The 18,155-nt window shown below is 68.9% G+C and carries 17 protein-coding genes; 15 read left to right on the top strand and 2 right to left on the bottom strand.

The features are described from left to right. The first annotated feature begins 8 nt into the window (after positions 1-8). The 12 genes from FBT69_08970 (at position 9) to FBT69_08915 (ending at position 11,755) form a co-directional block, all read left to right on the top strand. Complete coding sequence (locus FBT69_08970; protein ID MDL1904924.1) at positions 9-767, top strand: hypothetical protein; 759 nt, start codon at positions 9-11, stop codon at positions 765-767. Beyond that, positions 764-1,720 carry a flagellar type III secretion system pore protein FliP gene (fliP, locus tag FBT69_08965; protein MDL1904923.1) on the top strand — a complete coding sequence of 319 codons (957 nt, stop codon included), beginning with the start codon at positions 764-766 and terminating at the stop codon, positions 1,718-1,720. The genes FBT69_08970 and fliP overlap by 4 nt, the downstream gene beginning before the upstream one ends. After that, entirely contained in the window at positions 1,717-1,974 is a 258-nt protein-coding gene (locus FBT69_08960; protein MDL1904922.1) for a flagellar biosynthetic protein FliQ, read from the top strand. The genes fliP and FBT69_08960 overlap by 4 nt, the downstream gene beginning before the upstream one ends. A gap of 20 nt (positions 1,975-1,994) precedes the next feature. Next, positions 1,995-2,780 carry a flagellar biosynthetic protein FliR gene (fliR, locus tag FBT69_08955; GenBank protein ID MDL1904921.1) on the top strand — a complete coding sequence of 262 codons (786 nt, stop codon included), beginning with the start codon at positions 1,995-1,997 and terminating at the stop codon, positions 2,778-2,780. Between the two features lie 44 nt (positions 2,781-2,824). Then, complete coding sequence (flhB, locus tag FBT69_08950) at positions 2,825-3,952, top strand: flagellar biosynthesis protein FlhB (GenBank protein ID MDL1904920.1); 1,128 nt, start codon at positions 2,825-2,827, stop codon at positions 3,950-3,952. A gap of 14 nt (positions 3,953-3,966) precedes the next feature. Beyond that, positions 3,967-6,129, top strand: a complete 2,163-nt coding sequence (gene flhA, locus FBT69_08945; protein ID MDL1904919.1) for a flagellar biosynthesis protein FlhA — start codon at positions 3,967-3,969, stop codon at positions 6,127-6,129. A gap of 64 nt (positions 6,130-6,193) precedes the next feature. Next, positions 6,194-7,546, top strand: coding sequence for a flagellar biosynthesis protein FlhF (gene flhF, locus FBT69_08940; protein ID MDL1904918.1), 1,353 nt, complete (start codon positions 6,194-6,196; stop codon positions 7,544-7,546). Beyond that, entirely contained in the window at positions 7,543-8,478 is a 936-nt protein-coding gene (locus FBT69_08935; GenBank protein MDL1904917.1) for a MinD/ParA family protein, read from the top strand. Before flhF ends, FBT69_08935 begins: the two co-directional genes overlap by 4 nt. A 187-nt stretch (positions 8,479-8,665) precedes the next feature. Next, positions 8,666-8,938, top strand: coding sequence for a hypothetical protein (locus FBT69_08930; GenBank protein ID MDL1904916.1), 273 nt, complete (start codon positions 8,666-8,668; stop codon positions 8,936-8,938). A gap of 235 nt (positions 8,939-9,173) precedes the next feature. Next, positions 9,174-9,941, top strand: coding sequence for a FliA/WhiG family RNA polymerase sigma factor (locus tag FBT69_08925; GenBank protein MDL1904915.1), 768 nt, complete (start codon positions 9,174-9,176; stop codon positions 9,939-9,941). A gap of 45 nt (positions 9,942-9,986) precedes the next feature. Beyond that, positions 9,987-10,505: a 2-amino-4-hydroxy-6-hydroxymethyldihydropteridine diphosphokinase gene (folK, locus tag FBT69_08920; protein ID MDL1904914.1), complete on the top strand. Its 519-nt coding sequence runs from the start codon at positions 9,987-9,989 to the stop codon at positions 10,503-10,505. Beyond that, on the top strand, positions 10,502-11,755 hold the full coding sequence (locus FBT69_08915; GenBank protein ID MDL1904913.1) for a hypothetical protein: 1,254 nt from the start codon (positions 10,502-10,504) through the stop codon (positions 11,753-11,755). Before folK ends, FBT69_08915 begins: the two co-directional genes overlap by 4 nt. Positions 11,756-11,795: 40 nt before the next feature. On the opposite strand, the gene FBT69_08910 is transcribed toward FBT69_08915, so the two are convergent. Together FBT69_08910 and FBT69_08905 are read right to left on the bottom strand one after the other, a co-directional pair. Next, positions 11,796-13,433 carry an HD-GYP domain-containing protein gene (locus FBT69_08910; GenBank protein ID MDL1904912.1) on the bottom strand — a complete coding sequence of 546 codons (1,638 nt, stop codon included), beginning with the start codon at positions 13,431-13,433 and terminating at the stop codon, positions 11,796-11,798. Continuing rightward, the gene (locus FBT69_08905) at positions 13,430-13,840 is read right to left on the bottom strand and encodes a response regulator (protein ID MDL1904911.1); all 411 of its coding nucleotides are present in this window, start codon (positions 13,838-13,840) and stop codon (positions 13,430-13,432) included. The genes FBT69_08910 and FBT69_08905 overlap by 4 nt, the downstream gene beginning before the upstream one ends. Here FBT69_08905 and scpB point away from each other — a divergent pair. The 3 genes from scpB (at position 13,794) to FBT69_08890 (ending at position 18,137) form a co-directional block, all read left to right on the top strand. Then, positions 13,794-14,663: an SMC-Scp complex subunit ScpB gene (gene scpB, locus FBT69_08900; GenBank protein MDL1904910.1), complete on the top strand. Its 870-nt coding sequence runs from the start codon at positions 13,794-13,796 to the stop codon at positions 14,661-14,663. The genes FBT69_08905 and scpB overlap by 47 nt on opposite strands. Positions 14,664-14,745: 82 nt before the next feature. Next, positions 14,746-15,873: a DUF58 domain-containing protein gene (locus tag FBT69_08895; protein MDL1904909.1), complete on the top strand. Its 1,128-nt coding sequence runs from the start codon at positions 14,746-14,748 to the stop codon at positions 15,871-15,873. Then, on the top strand, positions 15,762-18,137 hold the full coding sequence (locus tag FBT69_08890) for a DUF3488 domain-containing protein (protein ID MDL1904908.1): 2,376 nt from the start codon (positions 15,762-15,764) through the stop codon (positions 18,135-18,137). Before FBT69_08895 ends, FBT69_08890 begins: the two co-directional genes overlap by 112 nt. Positions 18,138-18,155 lie beyond the last annotated feature (18 nt).

Here is an 18,155-nt window from a genome sequence, read left to right as displayed (position 1 = left end):
ATGGCGACATGCCCCGCGTTCGAGCGACATGCACGGTTGCGTTGGCGGTCTGCACCGCGGCCTTCGCCAATGCGCAGGACTTCGGCCCGCCCGCCCCGGCCGCCACGATCTTCGAAGCGCTCGAGAACGACACCGCACGGGAGCAGGATCCGCCCAAAGCCACCGAACGCCTCACCCTCGGACCCGCGACGCGCGCAATCGCCGCCGATTCACGCGAATCAACCTCGCTCGGCGATGGCGAACCGCGCGCAGACACCGGTTGGACGCGCACCATCGTCGCCCTCGTCGGAGTCCTGGGCGTCATCCTCGCAGCAGGAGTCGGCCTCCGCCGCTTCGCTCGCTCAGGCCCCACGCTCGCCGTCGCGCTCGGGCCGGGAGGGCCGTCGCCTTCCGGCGTCATCGAGGTCCTGGGCCGATACCCCGTCGGTCGCGGCCAGAGCCTCGTGCTCCTGAAAGTTGACCGACGTGTGCTGCTCCTCTCGCAGTCGCACTCCGGACGCGGCAGCGGGGGGGGCTTCCGGACGCTCTGCGCCTTCGACGACCCCGAGGACGTGGCCTCGCTCCTCGTCAGGACCCGCGACGCCGCCGACGAATCGATGAGCGCACGCTTCACCTCGATGCTCCGCCGCTTCGACGCAACCCACGTCGAGAACGACGCGGCAGTCTCCTGGCCCACGCCCCGCGAGCGTGCCGATCAGGGCGCGATCGACGCCCTGCGCCGCCGCGTCGCCGAACTCCGCAGCGCTGGCCTGGGGGACGCGCAATGAACGCCGTCCTCCGCCTTGCCCTCGTCGCTCTGCTCTCTCTCGCGGCGTGCGGGCCTGCGCTCGCTCAAAGCGAGTTCGGACCGCCGGTTCCTTCCTCCCCGGCCGACCCTTCCGCCGCCTTCAACCCCATCGCCCTCCTCGACTCCGCAGCCGGCGCGCTCCCCGCCGGCCCCGACGAGCACGTCCGAGGCATCTCCAGCGCGATGAGCGTCCTCCTGCTCCTCACCGTTCTCGCTCTCGCGCCGTCGATCATGCTCATGGCGACCTGCTTCATGCGCATCATCGTGGTGCTCGCGTTGCTCCGGCAGGCCCTGGGCACCGCGAACGTCCCCCCCCCGCAGGTCATCACCGCCCTCGCCCTCTTCATGACCATGACCGTCATGGCCCCCACCGTCCAGCGCGTCTGGGACGACGCCGTCGTCCCCTACCAGCGCGGCGAGGTCGCCGACTACGAAGACCTCTGGGCACGCGCCCGCCAGCCCTTCCGCGACTTCATGTTCGAGCAGATCGCCGCCACCGGCAACTGGTCCAGCCTCTACGTCGTCCTCGAACACCGCGGCGTCGACGTCTCCGACCCTTCCAAACTCACACGCGCCGACGTTGACACCGCCTCCCTCGTCTCCGGCTACATGCTCAGCGAACTCAAAACCGCATTCCTCATGGGCTTCAAGGTCTACCTCCCCTTCCTCGTCATCGACATGGTCATCGCAAGTCTGCTCATCTCCATGAGCATGATGATGCTCCCGCCAGTCCTCATCAGCCTGCCCTTCAAGCTCCTCCTCTTCGTCCTCGTCGACGGCTGGACGCTCGTCGTCGGCGGGCTGCTCGCCAGTTTCGCGCCCGTCTCCGGCTTCGAGCACGCGGCCGCCGCCGTCTGGCCCGCCGCGACCGAGATCGCTTCCCACGGGTGCCGGGCTTTGGCGTGCCTCGGGTACGCCGCGGAGGTCGCATGAACTACGACGAATCGTCCGTCCTGCTCGTCCGCGAAACGCTCCTCATCGTCCTCAAGATCGCCGCGCCCATCCTCCTCGCTGGCGTCGCCATCGGCCTCATCATCAGTGTCCTCCAGTCCGTCACCAGCATCCAGGACCAGACGCTCACCTTCGTCCCCAAGATCGCCGTCATGCTCATTGTCGCCGCCCTGCTCATCCCCTGGATCGCCGTCAACCTCGTCGAGTACGCCAGTGTGCTCCTCTCGCTCCGCTGAACCCATGGAGACGACGCCGCATGAGCCTCACCGACGGCCTGCTGGCGCACCTCGTCCCCTTCGCGCTCGTCACCGCGCGACTCGGCGGTCTCTTCATGTTCGCCCCGCTCCTCAGCGGACCCGCCGTCCCCGTCAAGGTGCGCGCGATGCTCGCCGTCATGGCCTCGCTCGCCGTCTACCCCGGCCTGATCGCCGACGGCCTCACGCACGCCGTTCCTCTCTCGCTCTTCAGCGTTGCCCCTGTCCTCGCCGCCGAAGCCATGATCGGCGCGGCGATCGGACTCCTCGCCTCCATCCCTCTCGTCGCCGTCCAGACCGGCGGCCACGTCATGGGATACCAGATGGGGCTTGGCATCGCCTCTGTCTACAACCCCGAAATGGACACCCAGAGCGACGCCCTCGGCGAACTCGTCTTCTACCTCGCCGTCGCCGCCTTCCTCTCCATCGGCGGCATCGAACTGCTCTTCACCGCCCTTGTCGGCTCCTTCGACTCGCTCCCACCAGGTGCGGCCGCCGTCCAGCCCGGTGCCCTCGACCTGGCGACCGCCCTCGCAGCGTCCGGATTCGAACTCGCCCTCCGTGTTGCCGCACCCGTTACCGGCATCATCATGCTCCTCATGCTCGCCATGGGCTTCATCATGAAGACCATGCCGCAGATCAACGTCCTCAGTGTCGGCTTCGCGATCAAGATCATCGTCGGCCTCATCGTGCTGAGCCTCGCACTCCGTCTTCTCGACACCGTGATCCGCGACGAACTGAGCGATGGATTGGGCACGGTCGTGAGATGGGCTTTCGGACAGCAGTAGCCGCAAACAGCCACCCCTGAAACGCAGCGCAACGGATCACCCGCATGGCCGAAGACCTGGGCGAAAAGACCGAGCAACCAACCCAGCACCGCCTCATGGACGCCAGGCGGCGAGGCCGCGTCGCCAAGAGCACCGACCTCTCCGCCGCCGTCGATCTCCTCGGCGCGATCATCGTTCTCATCGCCGTCGGCGGCCTGCTGCTCCGCGGCATGTCCACCCTCGTCCGCCGCCTCCTCGAAGGCGAGACCCTCGGTCACGCCCTCACCCTCGAGTCCATGACCGACGGCGCAAAGTGGGCAGCCTGGCAGGGCGTCCTGGTCATCGTTCCCGTCCTGCTCCTCATGTTCGTTGTCGCCGCCGTCGGACAGGTCATGCAGGTCGGCTTGCTCTTCTCCCCCGAGCCGCTCCGCCCGAAACTCGAACGTCTGAACCCCATCGCCGGCCTCAAGCGCATGTTCAGCAAGCGCAACCTCGTGAAGACCGTCGTTAACTCCGGCAAGCTCGTCCTCGTCGTCGCCATCTCCTGGATCGTCATCGTCCGCTGGATGCCGCGCCTCGTCGGCCTGGCCGCCCTCGAACCCGTGCCGGGCATGCTCCTGCTCGCACGCGCCGCCGCCGAACTCGCGCTCTGGCTCGTCTTCCTCCTCCTCGTGCTCGGCGTCATCGACTTCATGTACCAGAAGTGGCAGCACTCGCAGGACCTCCGCATGACCAAGCAGGAAGTCAAGGACGAGCGCCGCAGCATGGAGGGCGACCCGCAGATGAAGGGCCGCCGCATGCGCCTCATGCGCCAGATCGCCATGCAGCGCATCCAGGCCGCCGTACCCGACGCCGACGTCGTCGTCACCAACCCCACGCACTTCGCCGTCGCCCTCAAGTACGACGCCGAGTCCATGGGCGCGCCGCGGCTCATCGCCAAGGGCGCGGACTACATGGCCGTCCGCATCCGCCACGTCGCCGCCGCCAATCGCGTCCCCATCGTCGAGCGCCCGCCCCTGGCGCGGGCCATCTACTACGGCGTCGAGGTCGGTCGCGAAATCCCGCCCCACCTCTACGAGGCCGTCGCCGAAATCCTCGCCTACGTCTACCGCCTCGAAGGCCGCGCCTCGCACCACGCGACCAAACGAGGCGCCCCCCGCGGCCGCCGTCGCACCGCGAGAGCAGGACGCTGATCGAACGCTGAACCATGGCCCCGACCAACCCGCCACAACACGGCGCATCCAACGGCAGCGGCCTGCCGGCGTGGCTCCTCGCGCTCGCGAAGCACCGCGGCCTCATCGTCCCCATCGCCTTCGTCATGCTGATGGTGGTCATCCTCGTCCCGCTCCCGCCACCCGCCCTGGACCTCCTCATCTCGCTCAACATCTCTCTCTCTGTCATCGTCCTCCTCACCACAATCTCGATGGGACGACCCCTCGAGTTCAGCGTCTTCCCTTCGCTCCTCCTCGCCACCACCATGTTCCGTCTCGTCCTGAACATCGCCTCCACGCGCCTCATACTCACCGCCGACGCCGGAAGCCCCGAGGAAGCAATCGGTGTCGCCGGACAGGTCATCAGCGCGTTCGGCGAGTTCGTCGCGGGCGACTCCCTCTTCGTCGGCGTCGTCATCTTCCTCATCCTCATCATCGTCCAGTTCGTCGTCGTCACCAAGGGCGCGACCCGCATCAGCGAGGTCGCCGCACGATTCACGCTCGACGCCATGCCGGGCAAGCAGATGGCGATCGACTCCGACCTCAACGCCGGGCTCATCAACGAGGCGGAGGCTCGCCGACGCCGAGAAGACATCTCCCGCGAGGCCGACTTCTTCGGCGCCATGGACGGCGCCAGCAAGTTCGTCCGCGGCGACGCCATCGCAGGCATCATCATCACCGCCGTCAACATCATCGGCGGCTTCGCGGTCGGCACCATCGAACGCGGCTGGCCCGCGGGGCAGTCCGCCGAGGTCTTCACCAAGCTCACCATCGGCGACGGACTCACCAGCCAGATACCCTCCTTCGTCGTCTCCATCGCCGCCGCGCTCATCGTCACACGCTCCGGCTCCAAGCAGCAACTCGGCGACGAACTGACGGGACAACTCACCAGTCAGCCGCGCGGACTCGCCATCACCGCCGCATTCCTCGCGCTCCTCGCCTTCAGCCCGCTTCCCACGCTGCCGCTGCTGGCGACCGCCGCCGGACTCGGCGCCCTCGCATGGGCCATGACGCGATCCTCGCGCGCCGAAACGGCCAGAGAGCAGTCCGAGCGCGCCTCGGCCCCGCCAGAGCCGCCACCCATCGAGACGCTCCTCAAGGTCGACGTCCTCGAACTCGAAGTCGGCTACGCCCTCGTCTCGCTCGTGGACACCCAGCAGGGCGGCGACCTCCTCGACCGCATCCAGGCCATCCGCCGACAGATGGCCGCCGAAGCCGGCTTCGTCATGCCGCCCGTCCGCATCCGCGACAACATGCAACTCGAACCCACCGAGTACCGCATCAAGGTCCGCGGCGCGGAGACGGCACGCGGCAACGTCCGGCCCGGACGCCTCCTCGCCATGGACTCGGGCCTCGCCTCCGCCCCCATCGACGGCGAGCCGACGAAGGAACCCGCCTTCGGCCTCGACGCCTGGTGGATCGACCCCGCCATGCGCGCACGCGCCGAATCCATGAACTACACCGTCGTCGATCCCACAAGCGTCGTCGCGACGCACCTCACCGAGGTCGTCCGCGCAAACGCCGCCGACCTCCTCACACGCGAAGAGGTCAACAACCTCCTCGAAGGCCTGCGCCAACGCACCCCCAAACTCGTCGAAGAAACCGTCCCCGGCGTCGTCAAGACCGCAGACCTCCAGAAAGTCCTCCAGAACCTCCTCCGCGAACGCGTCCCCATCCGCGATGTCGAAACCATCCTCGAAACGCTCGGCGACTGGGCGCCGAAGACCCAGGACCCCGATGTCCTCACCGAGTACGTACGCAACGCCCTCCGCCGCACCATCTGCGAGCAGGTCGCCGCCCCAGGCACAGATGGCAAACGCACCATCGTCTGCGTCACCCTCGACCCCTCGCTCGAAGACCAGGTCGCCGCCTACATCGACCGCGGCCCGGCAGGCACCAGCGTCACCATGCCCGCCCGTGTCGCAGGCGCCATCGCGGGACAAATCGTCCGTGCCCTGGAAAAGGTCACCGCGGCAGGTCGCCTCCCCGTTGTCGTCGCCTCGCCGCAGGTGCGCGCCGTCGTCCGGCAGATCGTCGAACCGCACCTCCCCTCCGTCGTCGTCCTGGGGTACAACGAGGTCGCCTCGCCCTTCGAAGTCGAATCTCTCTCCCTCGTCACTCCCCCAAAGCAGCACGAACCCGCCGTCACCGCGGCATGAACAGGAGCCACTGGCGAAACCGAGCGACACCGTGTAGATTGCCCGAGTCTTCGACAAGCCAAGGATGGCGATGATGACACTCAAGACCTATCGCGGCAGTACCATGGCGGCAGCCCTCGCCGAGGTCAAGCGAGACCTCGGCTCCGATGCCGTCATCCTCCACACACGCTCCTTCAAGGCCGGCGGAGTCCTCGGCGTCGGCACCAGGCCGATCGTCGAGATCACCGCTTCCGCCGACGCGGAACCGCGCCCGGTTCGCCCCAAACAGCAGCAGCCCCGTCCTTCCGTGCGCGCAGCACCCAACCCGGAGCCGAAGCCCGAACCGCCCTCCGTTGCCCGTGCGGCCTCGGTCAAGGACGAGTTCGTCCCCGTCCGCGACTGGGCAGGCGCAGGCGTGAAAGCACGAGCCGCGATCGAACCCATGCCCACGCCCCGCGCCGAGCCGCGCCTTCCCACCACCAAGACCACCATCGCGCCCGCCAACGAGACCGCCCGCCTCGCAATCGAAGACGAACTCGCCTCGATCAAACGGCTCCTCGGCCACGTCCTCTACGCCACCGGCCGCGGCGCCTCCGCCCACTCGACCGCCGCAATGCCCGACGCCCTTGCCGATCTTTACCTCCGGCTCACCGATGAGCAGGTCGCCTCCGAACTCGCCGACCGGCTCATCGCGGCCGTCCGCGAGCGCCTTCCCGCCGCCTCGCTCCACGACCAGGACCGCGTCCGCGCCGCCCTCGCCGACGAGATCGCCGCCGTCGTGCCCGTCGCCCCCCCGATACCAGGGCGAGCAAACGCCGCTGGCTGCCGCGCCATCGCCCTCGTCGGCCCAACAGGCGTCGGCAAGACCACCACGATCGCCAAACTCGCCGCCGCCGCCAAACTCCGCCACGGTCTCCGCGCCGCGCTCATCACCAGCGATACCTATCGCATCGCCGCCGTTGAGCAACTCCGCACCTACGCCGAGATCGTCGGCCTGCCCATGCGCGTCGCCCTCACACCCCGCGAAATGCAGTCCGCCCGCGAAGCCCTCCGCGATCACGACGTTGTCTTCATCGACACCGCCGGCCGCTCCCCGCGCGACGAAGGTCGCTTGCGCGAACTCGCCGAGTTCGTCCGCGCCGCCACGCCGGACGAGACGCACCTCGTGCTCTCGGCCGCCGCCTCCGAGCCTGTCATGATGCGCGCAGCCGAACGCTTCGGCTCCCTCCGCCCCGACCGCATCATCCTCACCAAAGTGGACGAGGCCGAGCTGTTCGGCCCCGCCTTCAACGCAGTCGCTCGTCTCGCCCTCCCCCTCAGTTACCTCACCACCGGCCAGGAAGTCCCCGACGATGTCGAAGCCGCCCAGGGCGCGACACTCGCCCGACTCGTCCTCGAAGGCCGCGGCGCAACCGCTCTCGCGGGGGCCGTCGCGTGACGACCATGCTCGCCACTCCCGCCCTCGCTCGCCCAGCCGACCAGGCCTCCCGCCTCCGTGACATCGTCGAGGCCCTCGTCCGCGAACGCGATGCCCCCCTCCGTGCGCACGCCGCGCCAGCCCTCCGCCCCGGCATCCCCATCATCGCCATCGGCTCCGGAAAGGGAGGCGTCGGCAAGACCAATCTCGCCGTCAACCTCTGCATCGCACTCGCCAGATCCGGACGCCGCGCCACGCTCCTCGACGCCGACCTCGGCATGGCAAACGCCGACGTCCTCTGCGGCCTCAGCCCGCACCGCCGACTCGACGCCCTCCTCGTCGCCCACGATGCGCCCGCTCACCTCTCCATGCGCGACGTCGCCGTGGACGCGCCGGGAGGGTTCCTCCTCGTTCCCGGCGCGGTCGGCGTCGCCCGCGTCGCCGATCTCGACGCACGCCGCCGCACCGCGCTCGTCGCCGGACTCGCCGAACTCGAATCTGTCAGCGACCTCGTCGTCATCGACACCGGCGCGGGCATCGGCCGCGACGTCACCACCTTCATGCTCGCCGCCTCGCTCGCCATCGTCGTCGCCACACCAGAACCGACTTCGATCGCCGATGCCTACGGGCTTATCAAGTGCCTCCACCTCCTCACACGCGAGCGTGGCTCCACGCTCCCTCGCCTCGGACTGGTCGTGAATCAGGCACGCTCCGAGCCGGAAGCGAGCGCGGTTCATGCGCGTTTGTCGTCGTGTGCGGGGAGATTCCTTGGGGTCGACGTGCCATTCTTCGGCTGGATCGCGCAGGATTCGCGCGTCTCTGCCTCCGTCCGCAATCGACTTCCCCATTCCATCCGATGGCCTCGCGCACGCGCGAGCCGGGATGTTCGGCGTTTGTCAACTTCGATCATCGCCTCCCTTGGGGCCGCGCCTCCCTCTCACCGCAACGGGTAGTGGCGATCCTCAAGGGGGGGGTTGTGCGTGTCGTGCCGGTCGCGCCGCGCACGCCGATTGCGACGGCCGATCCGCGAATCTTTGCGCCCGTCCGAACTGATCGCTTGCCTTCGCGCGGACGATAAAGCACCTACCGGGGTGGCTGCGCGCTCGCGAGGTCGCGTCCGGTATTCGCCCTGCTCGTTGCATGAACGCACGCCCGATCAGCGCCGTCGCTCCTTGTTGCTCGCTCGCGGGCTTCGCCGTGGCGATCGTCGCCGGAGCGTCGGCCGGCGGTGATGCGGCCTCCGTCGTCGGACGCGCGATCGCCGCCATGCTCGTCATGTACCTGGTCGGCGCCGCGCTCGCGGCCGTCGCGGCGCGCGTCGTCGCCGAGCACGCCGACACCTACCAACGAACGAACGACAACGCGAACGGCGCGGGGCGTGTGTCGCCCCGCGCGGAGGCCGAGAGAGCATGATTCCCACAGCGCGGAGAACGCGGCTTGACAGCCCGTCAAAGTCTGTATACTCCCCGCCTGTCGGGTCATGGATCGACCACGACACGCCGTTCGGCACGAACGCCGGCCGGCAAGCCGAGGGTCAAGGAGAGGACCGATGGCCGCTGCACACGCATCGCTCGCTGGAAGTCGCATCGCCGCTCGCAGGAGCGCACGCCACGCCGAAGCCTCGAACGCGCCGTCACCGTACGACGCGATGAAGGGCGAGGAACTCTGGCGCGAGTACCAGGCCACACGCTCCGATTCCCTCCGCAACTACCTCATGGAGAAGTATCTCCCCCTCGTGCGCTACAACGCCGAGCGAATCTACACCCGACTCCCCGACGAAGTCGACCTCGAAGACCTCATGTCCGCCGGACTCTTCGGCCTCATGGACGCCATCGACGCCTTCGACCTCGAACGAAAGGTCAAGTTCGAGACCTACTGCGCCCCGCGAATCCGCGGCGCCATCCTCGACGAACTCCGAAACATGGACTGGGTGCCCCGACTCGTACGCCATCGCACCGGCAAGATCGAGCAGGCTCGACAGCAGCTCGAAATGCGCACCGGCCGCCCAGCCTCCGACGAGGACGTCGCCGCATTCCTCGGACTCGACGCCGAGGAGTTCGAGAAGTACCAGCGCGATGGCAGCGCGGTCGGCACCTTCAGCCTCAACCGAAAGGCATTCACCACCGACGGCACCCGCGACGTCCGCGAGATCGACGTCATCCGCGACGACACGCAGGTCAACCCCTTCCGAGAGATCCAGCGACGCGACCTCAAGGACATCGTCACCAAGGGCCTCTCGCGGGCGGAGCAACTCATCGTCACGCTCTACTACTACGAAGGACTCACCATGAAGGAGATCGGCGCAACTCTCGACCTCTCCGAGTCCCGCGTCAGCCAGATGCACTCCTCCATCCTCGCCCGGCTCAAGGCCCAGATGCAGAACCGCATGAGGGAACTCGAACCCGAGGAGGAGTAGGGGGCGCATCCTCGCCTTCCCGCACCCCCGCGCCTTCGATTCAGCATGACGGCACCCGGGGCGAGGCAACACGACACCACCGCTCGCGAACTCGCTTGCGTCGCCATCGGGTCGAACCTCGGCGACCGCCTCGACGCCCTCGAGCGCGCCGTCCGGGCGATGGCGTCGCTCCCGGGCACCCGCCTCATCGCCCGCTCCTCCATCCACGAAACCGATCCCGTCGGGCCTGTCCCGCAGGGCCCCTTCCTCAACGCCGCCGTCGTCATCGAAACTTCGCTTGTCCCCCTCGACCTCCTCGACGCACTCCTCTCCATCGAACGCTCCATGGGCCGTGATCGCGCCACCTCCGTCCGCTGGGGGCCGCGCGTGGTCGACCTCGACCTCCTCCTCTACGGCTCGCGCGTCGAGGCCGGGCCGCGGCTCACACTCCCGCACCCGCGCCTCCACGAACGCCCCTTCGTCCTCGAACCCCTCGCCGAGATCGCTCCGAACGCCGTCGTGCCGGGCATCGGCCGGCGCATCCTCGACCTGCGCGATGCCCTCCGCGGGACGGTGGCGCGATGAGTCTCCTCGCCTTTATCCTCGGCTGGTTCGTCGATCTGGCCGCCGCGCTCTCCCCCGCCGCTTCCTCCGGACCGATCGGCGCGCTCGCCTACGCTCACGCGCTGCTCGTGCATCGCTCCGCGCCGATCGCCGATCGCGCAACCGTCACGCTCACTCTCCCGGACGGCGCGACCCGCACCGAGCCGATCACCACTCGCGTTTGTGCCGCCAACGGGGGCATGGTCTCCCTCCAGACCCAGTCGCTCGTTGTCTGGTTCGAGTCCGGAGTCGGCGCGGCCGCACATCCCGGCGATCCGACCACCGCCGTCGCGTGGTCCGCTCCCGATCGCGTGGACTCCGCCGCCGTCGCGGCACGCCTGCCCGCACTCCCCCTGCCACAGATCGCCCTCGCGCTCGACGACCTCGCCTCCCCCCTCGCCCTGACCGCCTACACCCCGCGGATCGATTGGCAGGGCGCTGTCATCGCACGCAAGCACGGTGAACGCACCGTCAGGCTCGTCGGCCGAACCCCAACAGGCCGCGCCTCGATCGAACTCGCTCGCGGTCGGGTACGGGCATTCTCCGCCGACCTGCCCACCGCCGACGGCATCGCAACACTCGACGTCACCTTCGAGCCTCTCAAACCCGGCACGCCGACAACATGGCGCATCGACACGCGAGGTCGAAGGCTCATCGCCTCCCTCTCAGGACTCTCCGCCCTCGAACGGCCGCTCCGCGTGGGGGATCGCATCCCCGTTGTCTCCATGTATGCCGGCGCGGCGGAGGTACGACCCGCTTTCGATGCGCCGTACACCGCCCTCGTGTTCGTCCGCGATCCCTCGGACCCGGCATGGTGGGCGGATGGCCGCGAGGCCGCGATCGTCGCCGCGCGAACCGGCGTCGATGGCGTCGTCGAGTTCCGACGCGAGTTGACGCGGCGTTCGATCCGCTCACCTCGTGTCGGCGGCGTCTCAGCCGTGCCGCGCGTGGACACCATCGTCGTCGTGCTGCTCGAAGCGGGCGCCGCCTCCGTCGAACGCTTCGCCTCGTTCCACGACCGCTGGCAGGGCGCCGGCCTCCAGCCCGCGGAGCAGGTCGTCTGGTCCCCGGCGCAACGACTCACCATGGATCGAATCGCGCCCTCCGCGCCGGCTGCCGTCGTCCTGCTCGGACGCGAGCGCTCCATCGTCTCCGTCGTGGAACTCCCCGCGTCCACCGATGACCTCGCACGTTCGCTGATCGACGCGCTCGGACGGAACACCGATCGCTAGCGACGGTACCCAACCCGGTCCGCGGCACGCCCGCCCCGCTTCACGCCGCCGCGCGCGTCGTCGCGACCGAACGGGACGCCGCCTCGTGCTGCGCGACCAGCCGGTCGAACACCGAAAAATCCAGCGTCAGGAAGAGCGGCGCCAACTCGGGGTCGAACTGCGTCCCCGCGCACCGACGGATCTCCTCGAACACCCGCTCGCGCGGCATCGCCGGCCGGTACGAACGGTTCGAACTCATCGCGTCGAACGTGTCCGCCAGCGCCATGATCCGCGCCACCAGCGGGATCGACTCCCCCTTCAGACCGTGCGGGTACCCCCGCCCGTCCCACCGCTCGTGGTGCGAAAGCACACCAGGCAGAACGTCCTCCAACTGCGGGATGCCCTTCAGAATGTCGTACCCGATGACAGGGTGCTGGCGGATCAACGCGAACTCCGCGTCCGTCAGCCTGCCCTCCTTGCACAGCACCGCCTCGGGAACACCGATCTTGCCCACGTCGTGCACCAGACCGGTGATGCGCACCCGCTCCGCGCGGTGCTGGTCGAACCCGACCAGCCGCGACAACTCCGTCGCCAGGTGCGCCACACGCTCCGAATGGCCGCAGGTGTACCGGTCCTTCGCGTCGATCGCCGCCGTCATCGCCTGCAGCGAGCCGAGGAACAGCGCGTTCTGCTCGTGCCACAGCGAAACGTTCTCGAAGAACGTGCCCAGGAACGCCGACGCCGTCGCGATCAACTGCGTGTCGTAGCTGCTCACCTGCGGGTCGTCACCACCCTTGTCGCCCGTCAGCAGCACCGCAGCGCGGCGCGATCCGCCCGTGATCGGCTGCACCACCACCTGCGCCCCGCACGGCAGCGGACGCCCGGCGATCGAACTCGCGATGTGCGCATCAGCGTCAGGCGGCAGCGTCCCCGCGAAAGCATCGATCATCTCGCGGAACGCCCGGGCGTCGCACCCCGGCTCGCCCGCGATGAACACCGAATCCGCGATCGAGTCCGGCAGGCGCGCACCGCGAAGCGTCCGAACCGCCGCCCAGCCGAACTCCGTCGTCTGCTGCAGTTGCTCCACCGCAAGCCGGATGAACCGCTCCGGCTCCTGCAGGTCTCGCATCGAGTTCCCCAGCGCGTACAGCAACTCGATGTGCTCATACGCATCCGTCAGGTGCCGCGTGAAACCACCGATCGTCCGCTCGCTCTCGTGCTGACGGTTCAGGTCGTTCAGCATCCAGTCCAGCACGGGCGCCGTCCGGTCGATCTCCGCCGCCGTGAAGGTCGCCAGCCGCCCGACCGCGCTCCGTGCAGCCGCCCTGTCCGCCTGCGACGCGGCGCACACCGCATCGAACTCCGGCGCCTGCAGCGCCTCCGGCGTCAGAAACATGAACGCCGTGTAGCCGCGCCGCCGACCACGGATCGTCTCCAAGCAAGGAACGATGTGGCAACCGGAGAACAGTTCCAGCCGATCCGGCGTCTCCTGCGCGTTCCACCGCCGAACCGCATCGGCAAGCATCCGGCACATCACGCTGCTCCGCAGCCACACGCCCGCAAGCCCGGGCTGGTTCGTGTCGTCGATCACCACGCCCGACGTATCGAGCCGCCACACCGGCAGCCCCAACGCGCGGCACCGCTCACGCAGCGTTGTCTGCGGAGCATCGTTAGGTTCGGCTGGAAGCGCGTAGTTCATGCCACCTTCCGAAGACGCGACGGGTCCGACTCGCTCGCCGGACCAAGAACCTCCTCGACGCGCCGAAGAATGTCGCGCGCGCTGAACGGCTTGCTCAGCACCGCGCGGATGTTCGTCGCACGCAGCTCGCCCTCGTCCAGCACGTACCCCCGCGCAGTCAGCATCAGCACGGGCGTCTCGCTCGTGCGCTCGTCCGAACGCAACCGCGTCGCCAGCTCGATCCCGCTCATGTACGGCATCTGGAGGTCCGTGATCACCAGGTTCGGCCGGTGCTGCAACGCAAGCGTCAGCGCCTCCTCCCCGTCCCGGGCAACGACGGTCGCATACCCCGCCGCTCTCAGTTTCATACCGACCACGTGCGTGATGTGGGCCTCATCGTCAGCCAGCAGGATGGTCTGCGGTGTCATCGTCGTGTGTCCTCGGACGCCTCACGGGCGACGCGATGCAGCGCGGCCTGCACCCGCCGGTTCGTCGGGGGCAGCATCGACCCCGCCACGCCCGTTCTTGAGCCTCCCCTCCCCCTCACCAGCACGCCGACGCGCGGTTCGCACGATTGCCCGATTCTCGGACCGCGCCCCCGACGGGTGGTACCATCGAGGGATGCCCAACGCCCTCGAACACGCCGCGGGAAACCCCACGACCGACGACGCCCCACTCCCGGACCAGCCGTTCACCGCGCCGCTCGAAGCCGTCCTCGTCAGCGCGGATCGGCCCGTGCCGGCGCGCCGAATCGCCGAAATCCTCGGGCTGCTCCCCGAAGGCGCGGACCCGCGCCAGGCGTCACGCGCCGAGAACACCATCCGCGCCGGTGTCGACGCTCTCAACGCGGAGTACGCCCGCAGCGACCGTGCCTTCAGGGTTGAAGCCCTCGCCGGCGGATATCGACTCATGACGCTCCCCCAGCACGCCGGCGTTGTCTCACGCTACCACGGCGCGCGCGCGTCCTCACGCCTCAGCCGCGCAGCGCTCGAAACCCTCGCCGTCATCGCCTACCGGCAGCCTGTCACACGCGCCGAGGTCGAGGCCATCCGCGGCGTCGCCTGCGGCGAAGTCCTCCGAACCCTCCTCGAACGCCGGCTCATCGCCATCACCGGAAGGGCAGAGGAGTTGGGCCGCCCCATGCTCTACGGCACCAGCAAGCAGTTCCTCGACGCCTTCGGACTCGCCTCGATCAAGGACCTCCCAACCGTCGCCGAACTCAACTTCGACGGCACCGGCGGAGAAGCCTGAGGCAACCGCCGTGAGCGCGCCTCCCATTCAAGCCCCTCGACCACCGGCCGTGCGCCGCCGATACCACCTTCACCTTCCCGGCTTGGTCTACGCCGCCGTCGCCGTCTTCACCGCCGTCGGCGCGCTCAACAGCCAGAACAACCTCCTCTTCTGGCTCTTCGGCGTCGCCGTCGCAGGCCTCATCCTCTCCGGCTTCGTCTCCGGCTCCGCGCTCATGGGCGTCCACGTCGAACGCGAACCCATCCCCGAGTGCGCGGTCGGCGGCCGCATGGTCGTGCGCTACCGCGTCCGCAACCGAAACCGATTCATCCCCGCCTGCGCGCTCACCATCACCGAGTCGCCCGCCTCGCGACGCGGCCGTGAGGCGCCCTCCTGGCCGAAACACACGCCACAACCCGTCGCCTTCGTCGCACACGTCGGACCAAGGCAGACCGTTCACGCCGAGGCCGTCGTCTGGCCCACGCGACGCGGTGAAGCCACCTTCTCACGCATCACCGTCTCAAGCACGTTCCCCTTCGGACTCACGCGAAAAAGCGTTACCTTCCAGCAGCGCCAGGCCGCGATCGTCCATCCAAGACCGCTTCCCCTTCGCGCACGACTCCTGCAAACCCTCGGCCCGCAGGGCGACGGCAGCGCGGCCGCACTGCGCTCCGCAGGGTCGGGAGGCGAGTTCTACGGCCTGCGCGAATACTCCACCGGCGACAGCCACAGACTCATCGCCTGGCGCGCCTCGGCGCGCACAGGCCAACTCGTCGTCCGCCAGACCTCGCGGCCCGCCCCACGAAGGCTCTGGATCGTCCTCGACGTACCACCCACGCCCTCGACCGGCGATATACCAGAAGCTACCCGCGAGGACGCGATCAGCCTCGCCGCCGCCGTCGCCACCGCCGCATTCGAAGACGGCTACGCCGTCGGTCTCACCATCCCCGACGGCGCCAGACTCGCCCCTCGCTCGGGCAGGCCCGCGCTCCGCGCTCTCCTCAACGAACTCGCCCTCTTCGACGCTCCCACACCCACGCTCTCGGGCGAACACGCCAACGTCCCGCCACCCGGCCGGTTCGATGCCTTTGTCGTCGTCAGCGAATACGGCGACCGAGGATGGCCAACGCCCGGCCGCGCCCTCCGCCTTGCCGCCGACGCCCCGGACGCATGGCTCGCGCCGGGCGCGCCCACAAACCTTGCCCCCGTCGCGGCCGGAGCGCCGAAATGATGCGCGCCCTGCCAAGGCCATCGCTCGTGCTCTCAACCGTTCTCCTCGGAGTCGCCGCTTGGGGCGCCGCCTCGGGCGACGCCGCACGCGCCGCGCTCGTTGCTGCCTCCGTCATCGTGCTCTCGTTCGCCACCGGCGGCTCCGGCGGACGCATGCCCCCGCGCTGGGTCGTGAACTCTCTCGTCCTTCTCGCCATGCTCGACGCCGTCCGCGTCGCCTTCGATCGCTCCCTCGGCGTCGACGAGTTCGCACGCTTCCTGATGTGGGTTCTCATCATCAAGATGCTCGACCGCCGCCGCCCGCGCGACGAGGCACAACTCCTCTCCCTCAGCGTCTTTCTCGCCTTTGCCGCCGCCCTCACCAGCAACAGCCTCGCCACCGGCCTCCTCCTCGTCGCGATGCTACCGACGCTCTGCGCCGCCGTCATGCGACATCAGATCGCCTCCGGACTCGAACACGCACGCACCGCCCGATCACGCGCCGCGCCACCGGGCGCTCCCGTTCCAGAGTTCGGCGCACCCTCCGGACGCTGCGTCCAGCGAGACCTCCGACGCCTCAACGCGCTCGTCGTCGCGGGCGCACTCCTCCTCAGCGCGGGCGTCTTCGTCCTCATGCCCCGCGGCCTCGGCATGGACCGTTTCGGCCGATGGGGAAACGCTGGCGTCGGTCGCGTCACCGGATTCTCCACCAAGGTCGACGTCGGCCTCGGCGGACTCATCTCCGAATCACAGACACCCGTCCTCGACCTCACCGTCTACGACTGGCAACGCGGCGTCAGACTCGGAGGCGACGGCGAAATCTACTACCTCCGCGGCGCGGCCCTCGACACCTACACAGGACGCGCGTGGATCGCAAACGCTCAAGCCGTCCACTGGGACGAACAGGTCGGGGTCCTCCCGGCGGGATCACGCAAGGAACTCGGCGCGGGCGGCGCGGAACGCGAAATCCGTCTCGCAATCACCCTCCGCAACACACCCCCGGGGCCAAGCCACCTCTTCACCGTCTGGAGGCCTCTCACCGTCACCTTCCTCGACGGCGGCCGCGAATCACACAACCCCGTCACAGGCGTCGTCATGCGCGACGGCCAAGGCGGGAAGTTCCGCTACGAGGTCGAGTGCGGCCAGCCACGCCCCCCGAGAGGATCCTTCTGGCGACGACTCGAACGCCCCTCCTTCCCCATCCCGGGCATCAGGCAACGCGCCGTCGAAGTCCTCGCCGACGCCGGACTCGAACTCGACGAACACGGCAACTGCCCGCTCGACCGCATGCGCGAGGCCGCAATCGCCATTCGCAACGACCTTCGGAACAACTACACCTACACCCTCGACTCCCCCCCTTCACCGCCCCGCATCGACCCCATCGAGCACTTCCTCACTGTCTCACGCGCCGGCCACTGCGAGCACTTCGCTTCCGCCATGGCCGCCATGTGCAGGAGCGTCGGCATCGACGCCCGCGTCATCACCGGCTATGTCGCCGTCGAATACAGCCCCGCGACCGGCCACTACGTCGTCCGAGAGAGCAACGCACATGCATGGGTCGAAGTCGAAGAGGGGCCGGGATTCTGGCGAGTCCACGACCCCACCGCTCCCGCCGATCTCCGACGCTTTCACGCCCCGAGACCCGGCCTGCTCGCCCGGATCTCGCGCGCCCTCGACGCCCTCGAATACGCCTGGATCACCTCCGTCGTCGGATTCGACAGTTCCTCCCGCTCTTCGCTCTTCTCCTGGGTGCGATCGAAAGAGGACGGCTCGATCCGGCTCTACGACGGCGTCGCAGGTGAGTTCGAGACCCCCGACTGGAAGTGGTGGGGGCGCGTGCTCGTGAACGCGCTCGTCGCCTCCTCGATCGTCCTCGCCGCGGGGCTGGGCGTCATCGCGCTCGTCCGACGCCTCCGCGCCGCCCGCGCAGACCGCGCTCGACGCCGCGCCCACATCGCCGATCCCGAAGTCCGCGCTCGGGTCCAACAGGCCGCCTTCTATGCCGAGGCCCTCTCGCTCCTCCGCGCCGCCGGGCTGGCCAAGCCCGATCACCGCCCCCCCGAACTCCATGCCCGCGAACTCGACCGTGTGGACCCCGCGCTTGCCGAGGGGCTTCACGCCATCGCGAACGCCTTCTATGTCGCCCGGTTCGGCGGGCGGAGTCTGACTCCACGCGAACTCGAGCAGGCACACGCCTCCCTCGCACGCCTCCGGGATCGGCTCTCCGCCGGCGCAGCGTCCTTGCGTGGTTATCATGGCCCGCCCGCCGCCTCCCCCGTCCGATGACTCGGCAACGCCCCTCTC

Origin of the sequence: Synechococcales cyanobacterium CNB (assembly GCA_030263455.1) — a bacterium.
In the GTDB taxonomy this organism is placed as follows: domain Bacteria; phylum Planctomycetota; class Phycisphaerae; order Phycisphaerales; family UBA1924; genus CAADGN01.
The sequence above is the reverse complement of the archived record's forward strand: the minus strand, read 5'-3'. Positions and strand labels throughout refer to the sequence as shown.